The sequence below is a fragment of the Aneurinibacillus thermoaerophilus genome (assembly GCF_900099925.1).
Taxonomy (GTDB): Bacteria; Bacillota; Bacilli; order Aneurinibacillales; family Aneurinibacillaceae; genus Aneurinibacillus; species Aneurinibacillus thermoaerophilus.
Genome location: NZ_FNDE01000002.1, coordinates 129,745 through 151,603 on the forward strand (window position 1 = coordinate 129,745; position 21,859 = coordinate 151,603).

The 21,859-nt window shown below is 46.8% G+C and carries 30 protein-coding genes, 1 pseudogene and 1 riboswitch; of the genes and pseudogenes, 24 read left to right on the plus strand and 7 right to left on the minus strand.

The window, feature by feature from the left end:
- Nucleotides 1-53: 53 nt before the first annotated feature.
- Complete coding sequence (locus tag BLR88_RS01930) at nucleotides 54-398, minus strand: hypothetical protein (protein ID WP_057899660.1); 345 nt, start codon at nucleotides 396-398, stop codon at nucleotides 54-56.
- A gap of 203 nt (nucleotides 399-601) precedes the next feature.
- Here BLR88_RS01930 and BLR88_RS01935 point away from each other — a divergent pair, with 203 nt between their 5' ends.
- From BLR88_RS01935 to BLR88_RS01990, 12 genes are all read left to right on the plus strand, one after another.
- Nucleotides 602-874 (plus strand): VOC family protein, encoded by a 273-nt coding sequence (locus BLR88_RS01935; protein ID WP_254778197.1) that lies wholly within the window; start codon nucleotides 602-604, stop codon nucleotides 872-874.
- A 169-nt stretch (nucleotides 875-1,043) separates the two neighbouring features.
- Nucleotides 1,044-1,343 (plus strand): EthD family reductase, encoded by a 300-nt coding sequence (locus BLR88_RS01940; RefSeq protein WP_057899659.1) that lies wholly within the window; start codon nucleotides 1,044-1,046, stop codon nucleotides 1,341-1,343.
- 18 nt (nucleotides 1,344-1,361) lie between these two features.
- Nucleotides 1,362-1,823 carry a PaaI family thioesterase gene (locus BLR88_RS01945; protein WP_057899658.1) on the plus strand — a complete coding sequence of 154 codons (462 nt, stop codon included), beginning with the start codon at nucleotides 1,362-1,364 and terminating at the stop codon, nucleotides 1,821-1,823.
- A gap of 41 nt (nucleotides 1,824-1,864) precedes the next feature.
- On the plus strand, nucleotides 1,865-2,254 hold the full coding sequence (locus BLR88_RS01950) for a PaaI family thioesterase (protein ID WP_057899657.1): 390 nt from the start codon (nucleotides 1,865-1,867) through the stop codon (nucleotides 2,252-2,254).
- Between the two features lie 65 nt (nucleotides 2,255-2,319).
- Nucleotides 2,320-2,727, plus strand: coding sequence for a thioesterase family protein (locus BLR88_RS01955; protein ID WP_408863281.1), 408 nt, complete (start codon nucleotides 2,320-2,322; stop codon nucleotides 2,725-2,727).
- 311 nt (nucleotides 2,728-3,038) lie between these two features.
- Nucleotides 3,039-3,149: riboswitch (SAM riboswitch) on the plus strand.
- Nucleotides 3,150-3,250: 101 nt separating this feature from the next.
- Nucleotides 3,251-4,015 (plus strand): methionine ABC transporter ATP-binding protein, encoded by a 765-nt coding sequence (locus BLR88_RS01960; protein ID WP_057899655.1) that lies wholly within the window; start codon nucleotides 3,251-3,253, stop codon nucleotides 4,013-4,015.
- Complete coding sequence (locus BLR88_RS01965) at nucleotides 4,008-4,670, plus strand: methionine ABC transporter permease (RefSeq protein ID WP_057899654.1); 663 nt, start codon at nucleotides 4,008-4,010, stop codon at nucleotides 4,668-4,670. The genes BLR88_RS01960 and BLR88_RS01965 overlap by 8 nt, the downstream gene beginning before the upstream one ends.
- 13 nt (nucleotides 4,671-4,683) lie before the next feature.
- Entirely contained in the window at nucleotides 4,684-5,523 is an 840-nt protein-coding gene (locus tag BLR88_RS01970; RefSeq protein ID WP_057899653.1) for a MetQ/NlpA family ABC transporter substrate-binding protein, read from the plus strand.
- A gap of 22 nt (nucleotides 5,524-5,545) precedes the next feature.
- Nucleotides 5,546-7,114 (plus strand): fatty acid--CoA ligase, encoded by a 1,569-nt coding sequence (locus BLR88_RS01975; RefSeq protein WP_057899652.1) that lies wholly within the window; start codon nucleotides 5,546-5,548, stop codon nucleotides 7,112-7,114.
- A 171-nt stretch (nucleotides 7,115-7,285) separates the two neighbouring features.
- Nucleotides 7,286-8,110, plus strand: a complete 825-nt coding sequence (locus tag BLR88_RS01980) for a M55 family metallopeptidase (RefSeq protein WP_057899651.1) — start codon at nucleotides 7,286-7,288, stop codon at nucleotides 8,108-8,110.
- Between the two features lie 48 nt (nucleotides 8,111-8,158).
- Nucleotides 8,159-8,944, plus strand: coding sequence for an SDR family oxidoreductase (locus BLR88_RS01985; RefSeq protein ID WP_057899650.1), 786 nt, complete (start codon nucleotides 8,159-8,161; stop codon nucleotides 8,942-8,944).
- Nucleotides 8,945-9,009: 65 nt separating this feature from the next.
- On the plus strand, nucleotides 9,010-9,639 hold the full coding sequence (locus BLR88_RS01990; protein ID WP_057899649.1) for a fumarylacetoacetate hydrolase family protein: 630 nt from the start codon (nucleotides 9,010-9,012) through the stop codon (nucleotides 9,637-9,639).
- A 183-nt stretch (nucleotides 9,640-9,822) separates the two neighbouring features.
- Here BLR88_RS01990 and BLR88_RS01995 read toward each other — a convergent pair whose 3' ends face one another.
- Both BLR88_RS01995 and BLR88_RS02000 read right to left on the minus strand, forming a co-directional pair.
- Nucleotides 9,823-10,812 carry a glycerol dehydrogenase gene (locus BLR88_RS01995; RefSeq protein WP_091259807.1) on the minus strand — a complete coding sequence of 330 codons (990 nt, stop codon included), beginning with the start codon at nucleotides 10,810-10,812 and terminating at the stop codon, nucleotides 9,823-9,825.
- Nucleotides 10,813-10,825: 13 nt separating this feature from the next.
- Nucleotides 10,826-10,969, minus strand: a complete 144-nt coding sequence (locus BLR88_RS02000; protein ID WP_322787636.1) for a YycC family protein — start codon at nucleotides 10,967-10,969, stop codon at nucleotides 10,826-10,828.
- An 87-nt stretch (nucleotides 10,970-11,056) separates the two neighbouring features.
- Between BLR88_RS02000 and BLR88_RS02005 the strand changes: the two genes are divergently transcribed.
- The 5 genes and pseudogenes from BLR88_RS02005 to BLR88_RS02025 all read left to right on the plus strand — a co-directional run bounded on the left by BLR88_RS02005 (nucleotide 11,057) and on the right by BLR88_RS02025 (nucleotide 14,986).
- Nucleotides 11,057-11,242 carry a hypothetical protein gene (locus BLR88_RS02005; protein ID WP_057899648.1) on the plus strand — a complete coding sequence of 62 codons (186 nt, stop codon included), beginning with the start codon at nucleotides 11,057-11,059 and terminating at the stop codon, nucleotides 11,240-11,242.
- 10 nt (nucleotides 11,243-11,252) lie between these two features.
- Nucleotides 11,253-11,987, plus strand: a complete 735-nt coding sequence (locus tag BLR88_RS20005; RefSeq protein ID WP_091259812.1) for a PocR ligand-binding domain-containing protein — start codon at nucleotides 11,253-11,255, stop codon at nucleotides 11,985-11,987.
- 105 nt (nucleotides 11,988-12,092) lie between these two features.
- Nucleotides 12,093-13,764, plus strand: a pseudogene (locus tag BLR88_RS02015) (propanediol/glycerol family dehydratase large subunit).
- A gap of 12 nt (nucleotides 13,765-13,776) precedes the next feature.
- Nucleotides 13,777-14,175, plus strand: coding sequence for a glycerol dehydratase reactivase beta/small subunit family protein (locus BLR88_RS02020; RefSeq protein WP_091259814.1), 399 nt, complete (start codon nucleotides 13,777-13,779; stop codon nucleotides 14,173-14,175).
- Nucleotides 14,066-14,986 carry a diol dehydratase reactivase subunit alpha gene (locus BLR88_RS02025; RefSeq protein ID WP_091259816.1) on the plus strand — a complete coding sequence of 307 codons (921 nt, stop codon included), beginning with the start codon at nucleotides 14,066-14,068 and terminating at the stop codon, nucleotides 14,984-14,986. The genes BLR88_RS02020 and BLR88_RS02025 overlap by 110 nt, the downstream gene beginning before the upstream one ends.
- A gap of 62 nt (nucleotides 14,987-15,048) precedes the next feature.
- Here BLR88_RS02025 and BLR88_RS02030 read toward each other — a convergent pair whose 3' ends face one another.
- From BLR88_RS02030 to BLR88_RS02040, 3 genes are all read right to left on the minus strand, one after another.
- Complete coding sequence (locus tag BLR88_RS02030) at nucleotides 15,049-15,513, minus strand: GNAT family N-acetyltransferase (protein ID WP_057899643.1); 465 nt, start codon at nucleotides 15,511-15,513, stop codon at nucleotides 15,049-15,051.
- Nucleotides 15,503-15,658 carry a YycC family protein gene (locus BLR88_RS02035; RefSeq protein ID WP_082706085.1) on the minus strand — a complete coding sequence of 52 codons (156 nt, stop codon included), beginning with the start codon at nucleotides 15,656-15,658 and terminating at the stop codon, nucleotides 15,503-15,505. The genes BLR88_RS02030 and BLR88_RS02035 overlap by 11 nt, the downstream gene beginning before the upstream one ends.
- Nucleotides 15,659-15,731: 73 nt before the next feature.
- Complete coding sequence (locus tag BLR88_RS02040; RefSeq protein WP_057899642.1) at nucleotides 15,732-16,073, minus strand: thioredoxin family protein; 342 nt, start codon at nucleotides 16,071-16,073, stop codon at nucleotides 15,732-15,734.
- Nucleotides 16,074-16,244: 171 nt separating this feature from the next.
- On the opposite strand from BLR88_RS02040, the gene BLR88_RS02045 reads away from it, so the two are divergent.
- Complete coding sequence (locus tag BLR88_RS02045; protein WP_139184887.1) at nucleotides 16,245-16,469, plus strand: hotdog family protein; 225 nt, start codon at nucleotides 16,245-16,247, stop codon at nucleotides 16,467-16,469.
- Here the strand turns inward: BLR88_RS02045 and BLR88_RS19290 are convergent.
- Entirely contained in the window at nucleotides 16,444-16,605 is a 162-nt protein-coding gene (locus tag BLR88_RS19290; RefSeq protein ID WP_156424084.1) for a hypothetical protein, read from the minus strand. The two genes, BLR88_RS02045 and BLR88_RS19290, sit on opposite strands and share 26 nt — an antisense overlap.
- A gap of 294 nt (nucleotides 16,606-16,899) precedes the next feature.
- Between BLR88_RS19290 and BLR88_RS02050 the strand changes: the two genes are divergently transcribed.
- The 6 genes from BLR88_RS02050 to BLR88_RS02075 all read left to right on the plus strand — a co-directional run bounded on the left by BLR88_RS02050 (nucleotide 16,900) and on the right by BLR88_RS02075 (nucleotide 21,857).
- Nucleotides 16,900-17,628 carry a (Fe-S)-binding protein gene (locus BLR88_RS02050; protein ID WP_057899640.1) on the plus strand — a complete coding sequence of 243 codons (729 nt, stop codon included), beginning with the start codon at nucleotides 16,900-16,902 and terminating at the stop codon, nucleotides 17,626-17,628.
- Nucleotides 17,625-19,046 carry a LutB/LldF family L-lactate oxidation iron-sulfur protein gene (locus BLR88_RS02055; RefSeq protein WP_091259818.1) on the plus strand — a complete coding sequence of 474 codons (1,422 nt, stop codon included), beginning with the start codon at nucleotides 17,625-17,627 and terminating at the stop codon, nucleotides 19,044-19,046. The genes BLR88_RS02050 and BLR88_RS02055 overlap by 4 nt, the downstream gene beginning before the upstream one ends.
- Nucleotides 19,036-19,746, plus strand: coding sequence for a LutC/YkgG family protein (locus BLR88_RS02060; protein WP_254778199.1), 711 nt, complete (start codon nucleotides 19,036-19,038; stop codon nucleotides 19,744-19,746). The genes BLR88_RS02055 and BLR88_RS02060 overlap by 11 nt, the downstream gene beginning before the upstream one ends.
- A gap of 160 nt (nucleotides 19,747-19,906) precedes the next feature.
- Entirely contained in the window at nucleotides 19,907-20,185 is a 279-nt protein-coding gene (locus tag BLR88_RS02065) for a DUF1294 domain-containing protein (protein WP_057899637.1), read from the plus strand.
- 27 nt (nucleotides 20,186-20,212) lie between these two features.
- Nucleotides 20,213-20,818 (plus strand): YdcF family protein, encoded by a 606-nt coding sequence (locus BLR88_RS02070; protein ID WP_175493534.1) that lies wholly within the window; start codon nucleotides 20,213-20,215, stop codon nucleotides 20,816-20,818.
- Nucleotides 20,819-20,894: 76 nt separating this feature from the next.
- A complete protein-coding gene (locus BLR88_RS02075) occupies nucleotides 20,895-21,857 on the plus strand; it encodes an MBL fold metallo-hydrolase (protein WP_057899635.1) in 963 nt (320 codons plus the stop codon).
- The last annotated feature ends 2 nt before the right edge of the window (nucleotides 21,858-21,859 follow it).

The window sequence follows — 21,859 nt, forward strand, 5'->3', positions numbered from 1 at the left end:
AAATCCCCGGTTTCGGTTCGTAGCGGCCAATCCGGGGATTTTTTGATGCTTTTTTAATATTCATTATTTTGCAAAAGGGAATTTCTGTGCATATATGCCCGTTCAAATGAACCGCTGGAGGAATAGATGCTGTCTTTGTAATCTTCATACCATCTGCGGATAAGTTCCAGCTTTTCGCGGTCGGATGCTTTTTTTAAATAGAGTAGTTTTGCTTTTTCATCAGGCGGCATGTTGTCAGTAACTTCGGCTTTTTCAGCAGCGAACAGTTGGTTCATGTTGCTGATAAAGAAATTGAACATATATTTTTGCGTAATCTCAAACGCATATTCTTCCGGATGTCCCTTGTCGCGTCGTTCGCAGTAGACGCCCAGCAGATCCGGTTCCTCAAACATTGCCATATTGTTCTCTCCTTCATGTCCTTTTGCTTTTACTATAACAGAAAGTGAAACCGTATAAAAAGTCGGCCACTGTCGCTTTGTTCAACATGTAAAGCGGAGAAGTCAAAGTAAAGGACTAGACTTGCCCAAAATAAGAAACAAAATTACCATTTAGTGATAGAAAAAGAGAAGGGATTCAAAAATGAAAAGGGCAGGAGATACAAATGATTAAAAAAATCGAACACGTAGCATTGATTGTTTCCGATATGGATCGTTCCATTGCGTTTTATTCATTTTGGGTACAGGGTACGCCTTCGCGGTCAGAACGCGGTGCGCGAGATGGCGTTTTTGTACTGATTGCTCATTACAAGGCGAAGGGAATTGTTTTTAACACTGAGGAACCGAAACCGACGCTTGAAGGCGGTCGGATGATTTTATTTTATGGCCCGGATCGAGAGCTCTTGCAATTCGTTGAACCGGGCCAGCGGGAGCGGTAGCATTCGCTTGAACGGTAAGTTCAACATAGTGGCTATATTAACAATTTTTCTTAAAATATTGACGATTGGCTGTTTAAAACGATATAATTTCTGATAAATAGTACGATTTTAAAACGTAATATTATATTTTTATGATATTAAGGTATTGATTTTTTATGGAGGGGATACGATGGTTAAGCTGATCGCGATTTACAAAAAGCCGGAAAATGTGGAGGAATTTGATAAACATTACAAAGAAGTACACGCGCCGCTCGCGGAAAAAATGCCGGGTCTTCTAAAGCTGGAAGTTAATAAAATTTATGGCTCTCCTGCAGGTGACAGCAATCTTCATTTGATTGCAGAAATGTATTTTGAAACAAAGGAAGCGCTTATGAACGCGCTTTCTTCTCCGGAAGGAAAAGCAGCAGGCAAAGATTTAATGGGCTTCGCTGGCAAGGTTGTATCCATGCACTTCGCGGAAGTAGTATAGGAGAAAGGTTTAAAAAGCATGTTGAGTGAAACGGAAACACATCGCAGGTACCGGGAACAAATCACTCGGTATGTGAGTCGCGATCCGTACGCGCGCCATTTAGGAATCCGGCTGGTTGAACTTGGAGAGGGAACGGCTGTGGCGGAAGTAGACGTGCGTGAGGAAATGTTGAATGCGCATGGCACAACACATGGAGCCGTCATTTTTGCGCTGGCTGATTTTGCGTTTGCTGCGGCCTGCAATTCATATGGACGTCCATGCGTGGCGTTATCGATGAACGTTCAGTATATGGCTCCAAGTGGAAAGGGCGCACGGTTACGTGCAGTAGCGACAGAAAAGAAAAAAACAGCACGCGCCGGTTTTTACCAAATCGAGGTGGAACACGACGGCGAAAGCATCGCTCTGCTTGACGCGGTCGCTTACCGCAAGAGTGGGTTTTTTCTTGAGGAAATCGGACAGAACGCAGCTAATGAAGAGTAACAGGACGCGTTGGCAGCGCTGGATTGGCAGGAGAGACTACCATGAAATCAAACAATCGTTTTAACCAATATCTTGGTATTGAAATCGAGCACCAGGACGAAAATAGCTGCACGGCAGTGCTTCATATTCGCCCGGAATTGTACAATAGTATCGATGGAGTGGTGCATGGCGGAGTGACAAGCACGCTTGCTGATGTGGTCATGGGGCACGCGGCCGCGCCTCATGTTAACGGTGTGCAGCAGTGCGTAACATTGGAGAGCAAAATCAACTATTTGGCGCCTGCTAGGGGAAATAAGCTGATCGCACAATCTAGGGTAATCAAGCGCGGAGGCCGTACTATTATCATGCAAGCGGAAGTGCGCACGGACGATGGGGAGCTGGTTGCCGTCGCGCTTGGCACATATGCCCGTGTAAAGACAACTCCACAGTGATGTGGAGTTGTCTTTACATTCGTATAAGAAAGTATATGTTGCTTTATAAGGAAGGAGAAGAACGGGTGAAAGGATTACAACCGGGAGAGACAGAGACGTTGGAAATTGTCGTGCAGGACGATATGCGTCCTACGTTTGACGGCAACGTGGTTCACGATGTAATGTCGACCGTGACTATGATTTATTATATGGAAAAAGTCGGACGCCATGTTATTTTGCCTTACCTTGAAGAGGGGGAGGAAGGAGCCGGATACGAAATTCAGGTTAAGCACATTGGGCCTGCGGTGGTGGGGCAACGGGTAAAATTTACAGCCTTATGTACGGAAGTTACTCCGAAGCGAGTCGTTTGTGAAGTGACCGCGGAAACATCAGAAAATATTGTTGGTACCGGAATTTTTACACAGGCGATTTTTAAAAAAGAAAAAATGGAGGCACGTATCACGGAGTTACGGCAAACCATTGCACAAAAATAATGAAACAGGAAGACCGTGGAATTTTCAATCGCGGTCTTTTTTATCGGATCATTAACAACCTTATCAAAACAAATATTGCTACTATTCGATATAGTATTAAGAATTAAATGTAAATTTATTGACCGCGAAAATATACAGCTACTATAATCAATATAAATATGGTGTTATCTGCATATACAATGATAAACTGTGATGGTTTTTATATGTCTCAGCAATGTAGGAGAAAATTAAAAAATCTATAATTCCTAGTTGACATTATGGTTTAATGTGTTAGAATAAAATCAACAAATTGAAAAGGCAAATGATTAGGACTCTTATCCAGAGAGGTGGAGGGACTGGCCCAGTGAAGCCTCGGCAACCATCAAAGAAACTCTTTGACACGGTGCCAATTCCAGCAGCGCTCGCGCGCTGAAAGATGAGAGGTCCGGCAAACTTGTGATGAGTGTACGCCGACCTCTTGCAGCGCAGGAGGTCGTTTTTATTTCCCCTTGTGCAATCTAGGAGGAATAAAGGAGTGAGGAGTATGATTAAATTACAGAGTATTAGTAAAAGTTATACCACACCGAACGGGACATTTCAGGCAGTAGCTCCAACGTCGCTGCATGTGGAGCCAGGGGATGTGTACGGTATTATCGGGTTCAGCGGTGCTGGTAAGTCAACTTTGCTTAGACTGGTTAATTTGCTGGAGCGACCGGACGAGGGAAAGGTATATGTGGATGGTCAGGAGTTAACCGGTCTATCAAATCGAGAGCTGCGCAAAGCGCGCCAGTCCATCGGCATGATTTTTCAGCATTTTAATCTGTTGAATAATCGGACGGTGGCGGACAATGTGGCGTTTCCGCTAGAAATAGCCGGTCTTCCAAAAGAAGAGAGAAAAAAAAGAGTACAGGAGTGCTTGGAGATTGTAGGGCTGGCCGAGAAGGTGGACAGCTATCCTGCCAAGTTGAGCGGGGGACAAAAGCAGAGGGTCGCTATCGCCCGGGCGTTGGCCAGCCGGCCGAAAGTGCTGCTATGTGATGAGCCTACCTCAGCGCTTGATCCGCAGACGACGCGTACCATTTTATCTTTTCTTAAAGAAATCAACCAAAAGCTAGGCGTAACGATTCTCATCGTCACGCATGAAATGAGTGTAGTGAAAGAGATTTGCAACAAAGTAGCAGTCATGGAAAGAGGTCATCTCGTCGAAAAACTTTCGCTTTCTGAACGGGAAGTAAAGCCGAAAACTGAAATCGCCCAGCTATTATTCGAAGAGGAAACAGGCAAGGAGAGAGGGATAGCCAATGTTTGATAATGTGATTGCTTTATTGCCGGAAATTGGGGTTTCTATCGTAGAAACTTCTATTATGGTTGGCATTTCAATAGGCTCAGCGCTTTTGCTTGGCATGCCGCTGGGGGTTCTGCTTTTTCTGACAGGTAAAGGACAATTGCTGGAAAGCCCCATTTTATTTCGAATTTTAAGTTCGCTCGTTAACATTGTCCGATCGTTTCCCTTTCTTATTTTGCTCGTGGCATTGATTCCGTTGACGCGAACATTGGTCGGAACGACGATCGGTCCGGTGGCTGCGGCTGTTCCGTTGTCGATTGCAGCCATTCCATACTTTGCACGTCTGGTGGAGCAATCGCTTCGTGAAGTTTCGAGAGGAGTTATTGAAGCCGCGGTGGCAATGGGGGCGTCTACATATCAGATTGTTTGGAAAGTGTTATTGACAGAAGCGCGCGCTGGGCTTACGCTCGGACTCACAGTATTGATTGTCAGTTTTCTTTCCTATTCTGCGATGGCCGGCGTTGTCGGAGGCGGAGGGATCGGGGATTTAGCGATTCGCTTCGGCTACTACCGATTCCAGACGGATGTTATGATTGTGACCGTGCTTTTATTGGTGGTGCTTGTACAAGTCATTCAATTTGCGGGCAATCGTCTTGCACATTATCTTGATAAACGTTAAGGGAGAGATCTTTGTGAAACAAAAACCGTTTATTCTTATTGCATTAATTTCATTAATAGTAATCTTTTTGACAGCTTGCGGAGGACAAGAGAGCGAAACGGCAACAGGAAAAACGCAGGGGAACAGTAAAGAACTGGTTATTGGTGCGACGGCGGGGCCGTATAGTGATCAGGTGCGTTTAGGAATTAAACCTATTTTAGAAAAAAAAGGATACAACGTGAAGATTGTTGAGTTCAACGATTACGTGCAGCCGAACCAGGCGCTGGCTGAAGGTTCGCTGAATGCGAATGTGTTTCAACATGTCGTGTATTTGCAGAACTTTGCGAAAGAGCATAACTTGGATATTCAAGATGTTATCCAGGTTCCGACGGCTCCGATCGGCATTTACTCGCATAAGCATAAAACACTGGAAGAAGTGCAGCCGGGAGCGACCGTTTCGCTTCCGAACGATCCTACTAATCAGGCCCGCGCGCTTGTCATGATGCAACATTTCGGTTGGATCAAGTTAAAAGAAGGTGTAGATCTGCTTCGCGTATCGGAAAAGGATATCGTGGAGAACAAGAAAAATATCAAGCTCCTGCCGCTGGAAGCAGCCCAGCTTCCGCGCTCGCTTGAAGACGCAGACTACGCATTTGTCAACGGGAACTTCGCCATCGCATCGGGCTTGAAACTTACGGAAGCGCTGGCGCTCGAAAAGATTCCGGATCAATATATGAACGTGGTCGCTGTGAAAACGGCGGACAAAGACAGCCAGTTTGTTAAAGATTTAATCGAAGCATATAAATCTCCGGAGTTTAAAGAAGTTATCGAGAAAGAATTCCAGGGATTTGTCAAACCTGATTATTTAAAATAAGCACATAGGGGGGAAGAAAACGATGAGCACAACAATCGGAGATGTTCTTGAATGGTCAGTCCGTAATTTTCCGGATAAAATTAGCTTAATTTATGAATACGAAACGAAGCATCACCGCTGGACATATACAGAATTGAATCAAAAAGTAAACCAATTTGCCCGGGCGCTTAAGCGCCTGGGTGTCCAAAAGGGTGACGTTGTTTCTTCCTTCTTATATAATACGAGCGAGTTTGTGGTTACATTGTTTGCGACGGCAAAAATCGGCGCCATTTTTAATCCGATTAACTATCGGCTAGCTGCACATGAATTGCAATATATCCTACAGGATGGAAAAGCAAAAGTATTGTTATATGAAAGACAGGGCTCAGACGTGGTGGAGAAAGCGCGTGAGCTTGGGAATCCGGTCGAACATTATATATATGTGGATGAACCGTTGACAGAAGGAGCGCTTGGATTTTACGAACTGCTTGAAGCAGAAGATGTTTCCCGTCCGGAAGTGGAGGTATCGGAAACCGATTATTGCATTATGATGTACACAAGCGGTACTACCGGACGCCCGAAAGGCGTACTTCACACGCATCGCAGCAAAATTCATCATAATTTTATGATGATGCAATGCATGGGCCTAACAAAGGATGACATTGGTCTTGCCGCCGCGCCGCTCAACCATACGGCGGAATTGCATACTTCTTTCCTGCCGCGTGTGCAGGTGGGAGCGACTAATGTGCTTTTGCACCATTTTGACGCTTCCCGTGTGCTGTACACGATCGAAAAAGAAAAAGTCACGCATATGTTCGCGGCACCAACAATGGTCAATATGTTGCTGTATGCCGACGATTTTGAAGCGTACGATTTATCATCATTGCGTCTGCTCGAATACGGCGGAGCGTCCATGGCTCCTGTCCTTATCCGCGAGTTTGAGGAGAAAGTAGGCGCGGACTTAATCCAGATTTACGGTACAACCGAAATGGGCCCGTGTATGTCTGTGCTGTACGCAGACGAACAATTAAAAAAAGCCGGCTCTGCTGGAAAGGCAAGTTTGACGCATGAGTTGCGTATTTGTCGCGTCAATCCGGACGGCACGCCAACGCATCCAGATAACATTTGCGAGCCAGGCGAAATCGGCGAAATTCTTGTCAAAGGTCCGTGCATGATGGAAGGTTACTACAACCGCCCCGAAGCGACGGAAAAAGCGCTGGCTTACGGCTGGTATCATACGGGCGATATGGGCGAGTACGATGAAGACGGCTACATTTGGATTCGTGATCGCATAGATCATATGATTATTTCCGGTGCAGAAAATATTTATCCGCGCGAAGTGGAGGATCAATTGCTGGAACATCCGGGCGTACGCGAAGTGGCCGTGGTGGGCAAACCGGATCCGAAGTGGGGACAAATTGTGTTTGCCTACATTGTCCGCAGCAAGGAAAGCAATGTGACTGCGGAAGAGCTGGATACGTTTCTTGTGGAAGGAGAGCGACTGGCGAAATACAAACGTCCACGCGCTTACTGCTTTGTCGACGAGCTTCCGAAAACGGCCAGCGGCAAAATACAAAAATTCCTTCTCGAAAAGCAAGCGGTTCATGTGTAACCGAGAATCCCTCACTGCTCATTGCAGGGAGGGATTTTTTAGCGTACGTATAAGTAAGAAAATAAATGATAACGTTACGGGGTTTTATGCGTGGCTACACAGTAGAGAAAGGAAATATCAAGCTCATATCGAATATTTATACTTAAGGAAAAATGGAGATGGGGTGGAAGCTTGAAACTGTATATTTCCGTTGATATGGAAGGAATTACTGGACTGGTGGATCAAACGTTTGTTGATTCAACAGGACTCAACTACGCGCGTGGTCAAAAATTGATGACAGATGAGGTAAACCACGTGATTGAAACCGCGTTTCAGCAGGGGTTTAAAGAGATTATTGTCAATGATAGCCACTCCAAGATGAACAATTTATTAATCGAACGACTGCATCCGGAAGCACAATTGATCTCTGGAGATGTGAAACCGTTCTCTATGGTGCAGGGGCTGGATGATACATATACGGGCGCGATATTTCTCGGCTACCATTCGCGCGCTGGCAGGAAAGGTGTATTGAGCCATACGATGATTTTCGGTGTGAGAAATATGTATATTAATGACGCGCCTGTAGGTGAACTTGGTTTCAACGCGTATGTGGCCGGCCACTATGGCGTACCGCTTTTGATGGTAGCGGGCGATGACGGTGTGGCAGAAGAAGCGGAAGCGCTCATCCCTGGCATTACCACTGCGGTGGTGAAAAAACAAATGTCTCGTACATCCGCGCTGTGCCTGACACCGGAGAAAGCAGGCTGGTTGCTGCGCGAGAAAACGAAACTGGCGATTGAAAGCAGAGAAAACGTCGCCCCGCTTACACCGCCGGAAAATCCGGTATTAACGATTGAGTTTGCGAACTACGGGCAGGCGGAATGGGCACATCTATTGCCGGGAACGGAACTGGACGGGGAAGCGCCGCTCGTTCGCTATAAGGCGCAAGATATTCTTGAGGCGTATAAAGCGATGATTGTCATGACGGAATTAGCGATGAAGGCGAAATTTTGCTGATGTTTATTGTATCAGACTACAAGAAAGGAAAATGAAGGGGGATATAACATGGATTTAAAACTAAACGGAAAAGTAGCGCTCGTTGTAGCATCAAGCCAGGGCCTTGGCCGGGCGATTGCCGAACAGCTCGTAAAAGAAGGTGCGCATGTTATGATTACGAGCCGTAACGAAGAAAAGCTTCAGCAAGTAAAGCAGGAGCTTGAACAGTATGGGATGGGCAAAGTAGCCTATCACTGTGCCGATATTACGAAATATGAAGATATTAAATCGCTCGTGCAGGCGACACGTGAGAAGCTTGGCAAGATTGACATCCTTATCAACAACGCGGGCGGCCCGCCGGGCGGCACGTTTGAACAACTGGACGACGAACAGTGGCAACAAGCGTTTCAGTTGAACCTGTTAAGCTACATCCGCCTTATTCGCGAAGTATTACCTGATATGAAGCAGGGTGGCGGACGCATTATCAATATTGCCTCTTCTTCCGTTAAACAGCCGATTCCAGGCCTTATTCTTTCCAACACGTTCCGTCTCGGTATTGTCGGGCTTGCCAAGACACTGTCCGTAGAGTTAGCACCCTATAATATCCTTATTAACACGGTGGCGCCAGGTCGTATTGCAACTGACCGCGTAGCGCATCTGGACGAGATGAACGCGCAGAAGCAAGGGATTTCCAAGGAAGAAGTGGAAGAAAAAGCGAAGCAGGACATCCCGCTTAAGCGGTATGGGGAACCGGAAGAGTTTGCAAAAGTGGTTACTTTCCTTGTATCAGACGCAAGTACATATATTACTGGAAGCACGTTGCTTGTGGACGGTGGAATGGTGAAGTCGATATAAACCAGAGTTCAAACCGCTGAAACAATAGTTATTGGACTGATATATTTATAGAAAGAAGGATTCTGATGAACGAAATACGAAATATTTTTTGTGTGGGAAGAAACTATCGGCTGCATGCAGAAGAACTGGGGAATGCGGTGCCGACTTCCCCTTTTCTTTTTTCCAAACCGACCCATGCGCTTGTAGAGGCGAACGGGCAAACGATTACGTTGCCGGGCAACCGTGGTGAAGTGCATTATGAAACAGAGCTTGTGCTCTATATTGCTCGCCCTTTTGAACCCGGAATGAAAGTGGAAGATGTCGTGAACAAGATGGCGCTTGGTATTGATTTTACGTTGCGTGACGTGCAGAATGAACTAAAGGAAAAGAGCCATCCCTGGCTGAAAGCTAAAGGTTTTCCGAATTCGGCCGTACTTACGTCTTTTCGTCCATTTCCCGGCGTAGAAGCATGTCGTGGCACAGACTTTTCGCTATTTAAAAATGGGGAGCAGGTACAGTGTGGCAATATAAGCAATATGTTATTTGATATGCAGACCATTATTGAATTTACAGACGAACATTTCGGCCTGGGTGAAGGTGATATTATTTATACGGGTACACCGGAGGGTGTCGGTGCCGTGGCGGACGGCGATAAGCTGGAACTGCGCTGGGGTGAAGAGGTCTGGGGCACGTTCACTGTTCAATTGCAAAAATAAGAAGAGCAAAGCAACAAAAGAAGCCACCGTATAGCCATCGACTGACGGTGGCTTTGCTTTACGGGCGGTACGTCACGCCAAGGATAGGATCAGCAGCCCTTTTTTCGGATCACGTCGCACAGAAGTGCTGGAAGGAAGGAGGATAACATTTTGAAAAATCTAGTCAGAAATTAGTTTTTTTGTTCATAGCATAATAGCAGATGATTGGAAGAACGCATCTTCTTCGCTTTGCCTGTACGTACGACTAAGAGCGTCAGCAGCACTCCGGATTTGTTCTGGGGTTGCATTGCCCAAGCCGATATCGGCAAGCGTGGTCGGCAGTCCAACAGAACGGCAGAACACAATAACTTCCTCAAGTTCCTTCATGCTACGGTTCTCTAGGACAAGCTGAACAATCGTGCCGAACGCAACTTTTTCTCCGTGGCAGTATGGATGTGTTTCTTCGAGTATGGTTAATCCGTTGTGAATGGCATGGCACGCGGCGAGCCCTGCGCTTTCGAAGCCAAGACCGCTTAGAAGCGTATTTGCTTCTACAATATTGTTCAATGCTTCCGTTACCACGTTTTGCTCGCAGGCAATTTTCGCTTGATAGCCGTCACGTAACAAAATTTCATAGCACAGCTTAGCGATAGCCAGCGCTGCCTGCGTCATGGTGCCGCCCGCTATGTTCCTGGCCCGGGCACGGGCGCAAGCGGCCGCTTCAAAATATGTGGATAGTGCGTCGCCCATTCCAGCTACCAGTTGACGAACCGGCGAATGGGCGATTACTTTTGTATCAAGTAAAACCAAATCCGGATTTCGCGGAAGCACAAGATACTGTTCGAATACGCCCTCGTCATTGTAAATAACGGAGAGGGCGCTGCATGGTGCATCAGTGGAAGCGATGGTTGGTACGATAGCGACAGGACAATTTAATTTAAAGCTTACTGCTTTAGCCGTATCGATCGCCTTCCCACCGCCCACGCCGATAATAATATCAACCGCTTGGGCTTGTCCGATTTTTTTCATTCGGTTAATTTCATTGTTGGAGCATTCCCCTTTAAATGGTTCAATTTGATAGCTTATGCCGTGAGAATTTAAGCTTGTCGTAATGTTTTGCTTTATCGCTTCAATTCCTTGTTGTCCACCGAGAATAAGTGATTTTTTACCCAAAGGAGCAATGTAGTGGCCAATTTCCTTTGCTTCTTTATTTTCGAGCCAGTTCCGTTAATCTTTGCAACAGAATATGTTGGGGCGTATGCGTAACTTGCTCGATAGGCACATTTAATTCTTCAGACAGCCTTTTTGCGGTTCCTAGGGAGACAGGATTTGGTTTTATAGTTCTATAAATATTATATGGAGATGAAGATGCTTATTGCACTTGTGAGCTTTTTTTCTGCGTGTTAGATTTATCATGATAAGCAAACGGAGGAACTGCATGGAAAGAAAATATCATTGCTGTGCTACATGCCGTCATTTTCAAGTGGTAAAGCAACCGGGACAGAAAACATCGTATCGATGCGCACGGCTCGGCTATGAGACCCGGCCTGTCTACCAATTTAACTGCTGGAATCCGAAAGAAATTGTTTCGGAACGAATGAAACAAGAAAAAAAGAGCGAATAAGGAGGATACGATGGGCGCTCTAACACTTCGTGACATTGTGGATGTGGAAGTGTTGCAGGAAGTTCAAGACCGTTTTGCGGACGCTACCGGCTTTGCGGTGATTATTGGTGATGAGCAAGGAAATCCGATTACTAGGCCGAGCAATTTTACCTCTTTTTGCTCCTATATCCGTTCCTGCCCGGAGGGTTTGCGCCGCTGTATTCTGTCGGATGAGCGGGTAGGAATTCTCGTGGCAAAAAAAGGAAGACCGGTCATTCATCGTTGCCATTCAGGGTTGGTAGATTTGGCGGCACCTATTATTCATAATGAGAAATATCTTGGTGCCGTACTATGTGGACAGGTGTTGATGACAGGGCATGAGGAAGAACAATTGCAAAATGTTTATCAAAATATCAGCGAGCTTCCGGAAGGGAAGGCGATGATGGTTCGTGTATTGGGCCGGTATGAGGAAGACAAGATTTTATTTGAGGTAGAGGGTAATGGAAAAGGGATGCCAGACATCCGGTTGGAAGATATGTTGTCCACCATCCAGCGTCATGCCGTCGGACATACTACCGGGATTGGGATTTATAATATTCATCGCAGACTTCAATGTCAATTCGGTGAACAATACGGTTTTCCGGATTCGAATTATTTTTCGCGTATATTCCGTAAACGTGAAGGGATAGCACCGACTGAATATCGGAAATGGCAGCGAACGATAACAGTTTTGCCTACTTATCAATTCCAAAACTCGCTTTTCTAGTAAAGAAAGTGCTAATAAAGGTTATTTGAATACAGATACAAAAAATAGATTGAAAATTATAATTATTCTTGAAAGAGAAGGATTAAGAGGAGAAGAGGTGAAATGATGCAGGTTTCACAGTTGACAAAGCGCTCTCAGCGCTTTTTGATGCTTGAACGGCAACCGATTAATCAGGATGGGTTTGTCACGGAATGGCCGGAAATGGGGTTTGTGGCTATGTCGAGCCCGAACGATCCGAATCCTTCCGTGAAAGTGGAGAATGGAAAGATCGTTGAGTTGGACGGAAAGTCGAGAGCTGGATCGTTTTATCGCCGATTATGCGATAAACGCGAAGATAACCGAAAAAGTCATGGAGATGGACGGGCTGGATATCGCGCGTATGCTCGTGGACATTCATGTTCCGCGCGCAGAGATTGTTAAACTGGCGGAGGGCATGACCCCGGCGAAAGTCGTTGAAGTTCTTAATCATATGAACGTGGTTGAAATGATGATGGAGCTTCAGAAAATGCGGGCCCGGAAAACTCCTTCCAACCAATGTCATGTTACCAATGTGAGGGACAATCCGGTTCTTATGGCCGCTGATGCCGCGGAGGCGGGGCTTAGGGGATTTGATGAACAAGAAACGACCGTAGGCATTGTGCGCTACGCACCGTTTAACGCCTTGGCGCTTCTTGTGGGTTCCCAGACTGCGCGCGGCGGTATTTTAACGCAGGATGCGCTGGAAGAAGCGACTGAATTGCGGCTTGCTATGCTGGGTCTGACTTCTTACGCGGAAACGATTTCGATCTACGGTACCGAGTCCGTATTCGTTGACGGGGATGATACGCCGTGGTCGAAGTCATTTCTTGCTTCCGCATACGCATCCAGAGGAGCAAAAATGCGCTTTACGTCAGGCACAGGATCAGAGGTACAGATGGCAGGCGCGGAAGGAAAGTCAATGCTTTATCTGGAAGTGCGCTGCATCATGATGGCCAAAGGCGCAGGAGTCCAAGGATTACAGAACGGATCGATCAGCTGCATCGGCGTACCGGCAGCCGTGCCGAGCGGCCTTAGAGCCGTACTGGCTGAAAATTTAGCGGCCATGATATTCGGTTTAGAAGTAGCATCTGGAAATGATCAGACGTTTTCCCATTCGGCAATACGCCGTAGCGCTAAAATGCTTTGTCAAATGTTGCCGGGAACAGACTTTATTTTTTCCGGCTACAGCGCTGTACCGAACAGTGACAATATGTTTGCGGGATCGAATATGGATATCACCGATATGGACGATTATTTAGTATTGCAGCGCGATATGATGGTGGACGGAGGCCTCAGGCCGGTAGACGAAGAAAGCGTGATTCAAATCCGGTATGAAGCGGCCAAGGCGCTCCAGGCAGTGTTTGATGAACTGGGCTTCCCCGTCATTACGGACGAAGAAGTGGAATGCGCGGCGTACGCCAGCAGCAGCGAAAACATGCCGCCACGGAACGTGGTAGAAGATTTAAAAGCAGCAGAACGGATTTTAACTGAAGGGATTACAGGATTGGATGTGGCATTAGCGCTTGCAAAACGTGGATACGGAGAAATTGCCGAGCGTGTGTTTGCTATGCTGAAACAGCGGGTCGCCGGAGATTATTTGCACACGTCGGCTATCATTAATAAAAACAATGTCGTCATTAGCGCGGTAAATGATGAAAACGATTACGGAGGTCCGGGTACGGGATATCGCCTCAGTCCGGAAAGATGGGAGGAAATAAAAAATATCCGCCAAGCTATCAGCCCGCAGGACTTTGACTAAGGAGGAGAGGGTATGCCATCTACTGCTGTTGCGTTCAAAATAAACTGGAAGGAAAAAGGAACGGCAAAAAAAGGTGACGATCCGCATGAAGTAGTGGTTGCCGTCGGCCCGGCCTTCGGTGCGGCGATAAATAAGACGATCGTTCAAGTGGATCACGCGAGCGTGTTGCGAGAAGTTCTCGCCGGTATTGAAGAGCAGGGTGTAAAAGCACGTGTTATCCGCAGTCTTTCAACAGCGGATTTGGCATTTATGGCGCATCAGGCAGCTAAGCTTAGCGGTTCCGGTTATCGGCGATTTGGCGATGGATGTGATAAGCGAAACGGTCATTACCGAATCATCTATGATCGGTCACAATCCAGATACACCCGGCGGCACCGGATTAGGAATCGGGACGACCGTGCAACTCGATGAACTTCCTGATACATGTGACGGTCAGGATTATATTGTAGTTATTCCTGAGGGAACTGACTACGAATGGGCGGCTTACCGCATGAATCGAGCCTGTGGACAGGGATGCTCTATAACGGGCGCGATCGTGCAGAAAGATGACGGGGTGCTCATTTATAATCGTTTGCAACGCAAGATTCCGATCGTGGACGAAGTGGCGTATATCGAAAAAATTCCACTCGGAAAACGCGCGGCTGTAGAGGTAGCATTGCCTGGACATGTGATTCGCACGCTTAGCAACCCGTATGGTCTGGCAACCGTTTTCGGGTTAACGCCGGAGGAGACGAAACGGATCGCCCCAATTGCCCGGGCGCTTGTCGGTAATAGGTCCGCGGTTGTTATCCGCACACCGCAGGGGGAAGTGATAGAGCGGAAAGTGGAAGCTGGTCGCATCACTTTCCACGGTCAAAGAAACAAGGTAGAAGTATCGATAAACGACGGAGCTGACATAATTATGCAGGGAATGGAGAGAGCGGGGCAGTTGCTGGATGCGGTTGGAGAAGCTGGTACCAACGTAGGGGGGATGCTCAACGGATTACGCCAGAATCTGGCCGATGCAACCGGACAACCGTTTGACGCGATAACCATTGGCGATTTGCTGGCGGTCGATGCGATGATTCCGGTATCAGTTAGCGGGGCGATAGCAGGAGAACTTTCTATGGAAAGCGGTGTGGCCATTGCGTCCATGGTCAAGACGGAGCGGGTTCCGGTGCAGAAAGTGGCGCAGGCCGCGGTCAAAGCGTTTGAGAAGATGGCAACGCAGGTTAAGGCATAACTTTTCATTATGTAAAAAATGAAAAAAACAAGCTCGCGGTCATTGCCTGCGAGCTTGTCTTACTACAATAACCGCTTTTTCATAACATAATTCAAAAAAACCGAACCGTTGTGTTCTTTATTTTGGCTTTGTACGCACTGATAGCCCTGTGCTAAAAAGAACGGACGGGCTGTAATGCTCGCTTCTGCAAATACTTCCGTAAGACCGAGCGCTCTGGCTTCGGTTTCAAGCTGAGCTAACAAGCCGGAGCCTACGCCTTTGCGCTGAAAGTCTTTGTGCGCATACAGGCAATTGATATAGCCGTTGCGCGCCAAGTCGCCGAAGCCAATAATAACGCTATCTTGTTCGGCTACGTATGAGATATTATACGCAAGCATTTGTCCCCACTTATCGGCAGCCAGTGCTTCCGGAGCCCAAGCGTCTACCTGTTCTTTTGAATAGTCTCTGGCGTTAATCGTATGAACCGTATCGTAGAACAACTGCCGAATTTGTTCTGCGTCCTGTGGTTCAAATCTTCTAATCTTCATTTTTCTCCGTTTTTTCTTGTTTGGCCAGTTCGGTTATTTTTTGGAGCAGAATGTGCTGGGGCATATGCATAATCTGCTCAATCGGTATATTTAGCTTTTCAGATAGCATTTTAGCTGTTTCAAGTGAAATAGGGTTTGGTCTCATAGTATAAGCCTCCTCTTTTTATATCATACCATTATAGCAGACAAAAAAAGAACGACGCTAAGGTCGTTCCCGGTTAACATGACAGGGAGGAGAGAACCTCGCGCAGCTCACGGACAATCGTCTCCTGGTATTTCGTGCCTTCACCATACTCCGCAAGCATTTTTGCGCGCGCTTCTTTGATTTTTTCTTCGTAATCGGGCGCGTTGCGTACTACGTCGCCGCACCAATCGGCTGCAAGGATCAAACAACGCCAGTCACTCTTTTGGCGCAGAGATGTGAAAAACGCCTTTTCTCCTTTCGGCCACGTAAAGCGGTGGTACCAATCATGGAACACTTCCTTGTTTTTTGTCATTCCTTCCATAAATTGAGCCGGAGTCAATCCTGTGTTGAACTTTTCTTTCAAGTTTATGCCCACTATTAAAGCCTCCTTACAGGATATATATTTCCTAATGTTTCGACATTCTGTTTTGCCAAAGAGCATATATTATGTGTGTTTCGGTAAAAGAAAAAAACTCCTGCCTACAGATGTGCGATAAGGTTCTTGATTTTTTGGTGGCAATAAGGAAAAGTGTACATGTGCGGAAGAATGGTATATCGTACCAGGCGCACAATTACGACGGAAGCACGGGTGGAAGCGGAAAGCGGAACGTTGCTGGCGATGGCGACGGGAAGTTTTCGGGTGTTGAAATCATCAAGCGACACAAGCGATAGGAGGAAAATCAAAAGAAAAGAACGAGGCGATCTTATGCATGATTACGAACCGCCTCGTTTTTTATTCATTCCTTTTAAATATCCGAACAAAATTTATTGAACTCTTCACGCGAGACTTTGCATCGTCCATCCGGAAACAGGAGGTAGACGTCGTTCTCCGTTTCTTTAATCACCATGCCGTGTTGCGGCAGAATTTTATCGTAACCTTTTGTTGTACGGATTTGTACAAGTTTCATGACATACAACCTCCTCGTTTGGATTGGTTTTGTAATTAACATATTAACATTTCATTAATTTAATGTAAAGATTTTGTTAAAAAATATTCCAATCTATTGACAAACCTGTCTTTTTTGAGTTTTCATGGCTTTTCGCAAAGAAGAAGATTGGCCCGTATTATTCTTATATATATATGAGATAAAATTTTTTAATTCCAAAGAAATTTCTATATCGTGGATATTTATTGGCAGTGGTTTTTCTATTCTGTAAAATAAAAAAATACAAAAAATAAAACGGCAGAGAGGGGAGAAGAAATGAAAGTTTCTTTGTTTATCACCTGTCTTTCAGATGTGTTTTTTCCACATGTTGGACAGAGTGTGGTAGAAGTATTAGAACGGTATGGAGTAGAAGTCGATTTTTCGCAGGCGCAAACGTGTTGCGGCCAGCCCGCGTACAATAGCGGTTACCATAAAGACGCTCGCAAAGCGGCGAAACACATGGTGGAAGTGTTCGGAGACAGCGAATATGTGGTTGCCCCTTCAGGTTCCTGTGTGGCGATGATTCGCCATTATTATCCTGAGTTGTTAAAAGACAATGCGCTCTGGTATAAGCGTGCTAAAGCGGTAGCCGAGAAAACATATGAGTTCTCCGAATTTCTTGTTCATGTGTTAAAAGTGGATAAAGTTGACGCCCATTTGCGGACGACTGCGACATATCATCACTCCTGTCATATGAGCCGCGGCCTTGGGCTTAAGCAAGAACCAGCGGCGCTGCTGTCGCAGGTGGAGGGTCTCAGAATGGAAGAGTTGCCCTATTGTCAGGATTGTTGTGGCTTCGGGGGAACGTTTGCAGCGAAAATGAGCGCGATTTCAGAAGCGATGGTAGATGAAAAAATTAAGCATATCGAAGAGACGGGAGCGAACGTCCTTATTGGCTCAGATATGGGGTGCTTAATGAACATTGGCGGACGGCTGCGCCGGAGTGGAAAAGAGATACAAGTGATGCATGTAGCCGAAGTGCTGGCGAGAGGAGGAACGAAATGAGCGGGCAACCGATCACGTTTTTTGGGCGTGTAGAAAAAGCGCTTGGTGATGAACAGCTGCGCAAAGCGGTGCCGTTTACGCAGGATAGGCTGCGCGCTGGTCGATTTCAGGCGGCGGACGAGCTGGGGAATATAGAAGAATGGCGCGATTTAGCGGCACAAATACGGGCCCATACGCTTGAAAATTTAGATAGCTATTTGGAACAGCTGGCGCTGAACGTAGAGAAGAACGGGGGGTATGTTCATTTTGCTTCTACGGCGGCGGATGCGGTAAATCACGTACTTCGCATCGCGCAAGAAAAAAACGCACGTTCCGTTGTGAAATCAAAATCCATGGTTTCGGAAGAGATTCACTTAAACAAGCACTTGGAAGCACAAGGGTTGCGCGTCATTGAATCCGACTTGGGCGAATATATTATCCAGCTGGCCAAAGAGACGCCCTCCCATTTGATCGCGCCCGCTATTCATAAAACGAGGGCGCAAGTAGCGGAGCTGTTTTCAGAAGTGGCGGGACGTGCGCTTTCGGATGAGACGGAAGTGTTGTGCCAGTTCGCGCGCGAAGAATTGAGACGCGAGTTTCTGGAAGCGGACATTGGCATTTCTGGCTGTAATTTCGCTGTAGCAGAATCAGGCTCAATTGTGTTAATCAGTAATGAAGGCAATGCGCGTCTGACGACGACACTGCCGAAGGTTCATATCGCCATTATGGGCATGGAGCGGCTTGTCCCGACTTGGAGCGAACTCGACATTGTGGTTTCGATGCTGACACGCAGCGCGACCGGACAAAAAATCAGCGTATACATGACGGTAATGAGCGGACCGCGGCGTCGTGGAGATATTGACGGGCCAGAGGAGTTTCACTTGATTGTGCTGGACAATGGGCGCTCCGACATTCTTGGCACGGCTTATCAAGAGGTGCTGAAATGCATTCGCTGTGGAGCTTGTTTAAATGTATGTCCGGTATACCGTCATATCGGCGGCCATGCGTACGGCGGCGTATACAGCGGACCGATCGGAGCTGTGTTGACACCGCTTTTCGAAGGGTACGAAGAATGGAAAGAGTTGCCGTATTCATCGAGCTTGTGCGGCGCCTGTACCGAAGTTTGTCCGGTCAAAATTCCGCTTCATGATTTGCTGATTGAGCACAGGAAAGATGAAGTGGAACAGGGACATGTCTCTTGGCAGGAGAAGTTTGCATTTAAAGTGTTCGGCTATTTAACCTCTCATCCTTCCCTGTACGACAAAGCGGTACGTACGGGGCACGTAGCCACCGGTTGGCTTGCGAAAGAAGGTGTCATCGAAAAGGGACCTGGCCTGCTTGCTGGTTGGACAAGCATACGCGATTTGCCGCGCCCGGCCAAGCAATCGTTTCGTGAATGGTGGAAGCAAGAGAAGGAGGGACGAGGACGTGACAATTAAGCAGCGGGAAGAATTTTTGGCACGGATCGCTAACCGCCTTGGACGTCCACGGCGCAGTGGAGTGATGCCGCCTGATTGGATGGTGAAACCGTATGTGCATTTGCATGCAGGGTTGAACCAGGAAACGTTAATCAAGCAGTTTATCGAAAACCTGCGGGCATTGCACACTGAAGTGCTACGGGCTTCGCGCGGGGAGCTCGGGAAGGCGTTGGAGCGTATTGTTGAAGATTCTGCGGCACGTTCTGTCGTTTATTGGAATGATGAACGGTTACAGAAGATTGGACTCGACGATTGGCTGACACAGCGCGGGATTGCGCATCAAGTTTGGGATGTTTTGTTAGATGAACAGGAACTCCGCCATCGTGCAGCAGGGGTTGATATGGGGATTGCATACGCCGAACTGGGATTGTCGGAAACAGGAACAGTTATGCTCTGGAATGGCGGCGGACGCGGTCGCTTGGTAAGCTTGCTCCCGCCTGTGTTTGTCGCTGTGATTTCCGAAAATACGATCATTCCGCGTCTTACCGAAGCGATGGCGTATGTACGTGGGAAGATGTCAGAAGGATTGCCGGCTTGCATTAATTTTATTACGGGACCGAGCCGGACAGGGGATATTGAGGCAGATCTTGCGTTTGGTGTACACGGGCCTGGCAAGGTTTATGTCATACTGTTGCAAGAGCAAGAAAATATCTACGAATAAAGGGGACGAAAAGCTTATTTCTCTTTTAAAGATGAAACAAAAATAATAGAATAAAAATGAGATAGAAGCGGCACGCGGGCCGCTTTTTTCTTTGTTGGCTCGCGGAATAAAGACGATGTTTTCTTTCGCTTAATGCGCGAGCTGAGAGAAAGGAGAAAAGATGGATCAAGAAATGACATGGCTAATTGGCTACGCTGTGGTGATAAATGTAGCAGGGTTTATTTTGATGGGGGCTGACAAGCGGAGGGCCCGGCGCGGTTTGTGGCGGATTAAAGAAAAAACGCTGTTTCTTGCGGCGCTGCTCGGCGGAGCGGTTGGTTGTTTGGCGGGAATGTACACATTCAGGCATAAGACGAAGCATTGGCGGTTCGTTGCCGGGATTCCCACTATTTTGTTGCTGGAAATACTACTCGTATGGTTCTTGATGAATGAGAGGTAAACTTTGGACATGATGAAGAGAATTTTCATGAAGAAAAAAAGAATCGTATTTGGTGCGTGCGTATTTTTTTTGATTGCTATTTTTTTATTATACAAACCGATTTTAAATGGAATGGCACACTATCTTGTATATCCTGACAAAAAGCAAAAAAGCGATTATATCATTCTGCTTGGCGGAGAGAGGGATGGCCAGCGCACGCGTAAAGCGGCTGAATTATATAAAGCCGGGCTTGCACCCAAAATTATCGTATCGTCCGGCGCGCGAATTTCCTGGCGCACAACCGAGAGCAAAGAGATGGTGGCGCTGCTTAAGCAACTGGGTGTTCCGAATGAAGACATTATTCTTGAACAGAAATCGCGCAGCACGTACGAGAACGCATTGTATACGCGGGAATTGCTGAAAGGGAAAACGCTGCATCATAAGCGCATTACACTGGTAACGGACAACTGGCATACACGTCGCTCCATATTTATTTTCCGGAAGGTGTTTATGGACAGTGGGATCGAAGTGAATAGTGTTGCCTCTTATTCATTGGAAAAGGTGTGGCTGGACAACTGGTGGCAAGACCATGAAAGCACGCAGGAAATTTTAACGGAATGGGCGCGCCTGGTTGTATATTGGATTAAATACTAGCTTTCTTATGCTTTCTGGTGCGAATAATTTGGTAAGATGGAAATGAGTACGTAATCCAGCGTGAAAGGAAGATAGTATGGAGCAACTGAAGCAATACGGCATTCATCAGGTTACCGTACCGCTGCCGTTCCGTCTAAATCATGTACATTGCTACCTTGCACGTGTTGAGAATAAATGGACGGTTATCGATACGGGATTGAACCGTGAAGAAACGAAGCGGACGTGGCAGGCAGCGTTTCGTGAATACGGAATCGCGCCTGAAGATGTGGGAAGGATTATTCTTACGCATTATCATCCGGATCATTTTGGGTACGCAGGCGGCTTGCAGAAATGGACAGGCGCCGACGTTTACATAAGCGAAACTGCTCAAGACCGGGGGCTTTACGTCTGGACCGAAGAAAATTTTGAACGCAATGAACAATTTTATCTTGCCGCCGGAATGCCGGAGGAGTTGGTTCGTAAGCTCAGAGAAAATGACGATGCGTTTTACGGATTAGTTCGCCCGTTTCCTGAACAAACACAAATCATTCATGAGGGCGATACATACCGTATTGGAGAGCTTACATATGAAGCGATTCATACGCCCGGCCATGCGGAAGGACATATGTGTTTTTATAACAAAGAAGAAAAAGTATTGCTGGCAGGTGATCATCTGCTGAAGAAAATTACGCCTAATATATCTTACCATGGCTATGGAGACCCGAATCCGCTACGCACCTATCTTGCCTCGCTTGAAAAAATCAAGACATTGGAGATTTCACTTGTGGTGCCGGGGCACGGTCCTGTATTTACGGATGCGCAGGAAAGAATTGAAGAATTATTGCGCCATCATGAAGAACGGCTGGCCTTCGTGCTGGAACAAGTTCGGGGTGAAATGACGGCTTATCAGGTTTCGCAACAATTGTTTTCCCGTGTTCTGACCGTGCATGAGCAACGGTTTGCTATTGGTGAAACCATCGCCCACCTTTCGTATCTGGAGGAAAAAGGGGAATTGGAGCTGTGCCGCGATACAACTCCGTACGTGTATAAAAGGAGATAAGC

Excerpts from the sequence above, each read along its gene's own strand:
- BLR88_RS02050 (WP_057899640.1), top strand. The coding sequence starts at position 16,900 with ATGAAAGTTTCTTTGTTTATCACCTGTCTTTCAGATGTGTTTTTTCCA.
- BLR88_RS01930 (WP_057899660.1), bottom strand. The coding sequence starts at position 398 with ATGGCAATGTTTGAGGAACCGGATCTGCTGGGCGTCTACTGCGAACGA.
- BLR88_RS20005 (WP_091259812.1), top strand. The coding sequence starts at position 11,253 with ATGGGCGCTCTAACACTTCGTGACATTGTGGATGTGGAAGTGTTGCAG.
- BLR88_RS01965 (WP_057899654.1), top strand. The coding sequence starts at position 4,008 with ATGTTTGATAATGTGATTGCTTTATTGCCGGAAATTGGGGTTTCTATC.
- BLR88_RS02025 (WP_091259816.1), top strand. The coding sequence starts at position 14,066 with ATGGATGTGATAAGCGAAACGGTCATTACCGAATCATCTATGATCGGT.
- BLR88_RS19290 (WP_156424084.1), bottom strand. The coding sequence starts at position 16,605 with ATGAAACTTGTACAAATCCGTACAACAAAAGGTTACGATAAAATTCTG.
- BLR88_RS02045 (WP_139184887.1), top strand. The coding sequence starts at position 16,245 with ATGGTATATCGTACCAGGCGCACAATTACGACGGAAGCACGGGTGGAA.
- BLR88_RS02065 (WP_057899637.1), top strand. The coding sequence starts at position 19,907 with ATGGATCAAGAAATGACATGGCTAATTGGCTACGCTGTGGTGATAAAT.
- BLR88_RS02070 (WP_175493534.1), top strand. The coding sequence starts at position 20,213 with ATGAAGAAAAAAAGAATCGTATTTGGTGCGTGCGTATTTTTTTTGATT.
- BLR88_RS02005 (WP_057899648.1), top strand. The coding sequence starts at position 11,057 with ATGGAAAGAAAATATCATTGCTGTGCTACATGCCGTCATTTTCAAGTG.
- BLR88_RS01975 (WP_057899652.1), top strand. The coding sequence starts at position 5,546 with ATGAGCACAACAATCGGAGATGTTCTTGAATGGTCAGTCCGTAATTTT.
- BLR88_RS01950 (WP_057899657.1), top strand. The coding sequence starts at position 1,865 with ATGAAATCAAACAATCGTTTTAACCAATATCTTGGTATTGAAATCGAG.
- BLR88_RS01945 (WP_057899658.1), top strand. The coding sequence starts at position 1,362 with ATGTTGAGTGAAACGGAAACACATCGCAGGTACCGGGAACAAATCACT.
- BLR88_RS02075 (WP_057899635.1), top strand. The coding sequence starts at position 20,895 with ATGGAGCAACTGAAGCAATACGGCATTCATCAGGTTACCGTACCGCTG.
- BLR88_RS01960 (WP_057899655.1), top strand. The coding sequence starts at position 3,251 with ATGATTAAATTACAGAGTATTAGTAAAAGTTATACCACACCGAACGGG.
- BLR88_RS02030 (WP_057899643.1), bottom strand. The coding sequence starts at position 15,513 with ATGAAGATTAGAAGATTTGAACCACAGGACGCAGAACAAATTCGGCAG.
- BLR88_RS01985 (WP_057899650.1), top strand. The coding sequence starts at position 8,159 with ATGGATTTAAAACTAAACGGAAAAGTAGCGCTCGTTGTAGCATCAAGC.
- BLR88_RS02020 (WP_091259814.1), top strand. The coding sequence starts at position 13,777 with ATGCCATCTACTGCTGTTGCGTTCAAAATAAACTGGAAGGAAAAAGGA.
- BLR88_RS01990 (WP_057899649.1), top strand. The coding sequence starts at position 9,010 with ATGAACGAAATACGAAATATTTTTTGTGTGGGAAGAAACTATCGGCTG.
- BLR88_RS02035 (WP_082706085.1), bottom strand. The coding sequence starts at position 15,658 with ATGAGACCAAACCCTATTTCACTTGAAACAGCTAAAATGCTATCTGAA.
- BLR88_RS02055 (WP_091259818.1), top strand. The coding sequence starts at position 17,625 with ATGAGCGGGCAACCGATCACGTTTTTTGGGCGTGTAGAAAAAGCGCTT.
- BLR88_RS01940 (WP_057899659.1), top strand. The coding sequence starts at position 1,044 with ATGGTTAAGCTGATCGCGATTTACAAAAAGCCGGAAAATGTGGAGGAA.
- BLR88_RS01935 (WP_254778197.1), top strand. The coding sequence starts at position 602 with ATGATTAAAAAAATCGAACACGTAGCATTGATTGTTTCCGATATGGAT.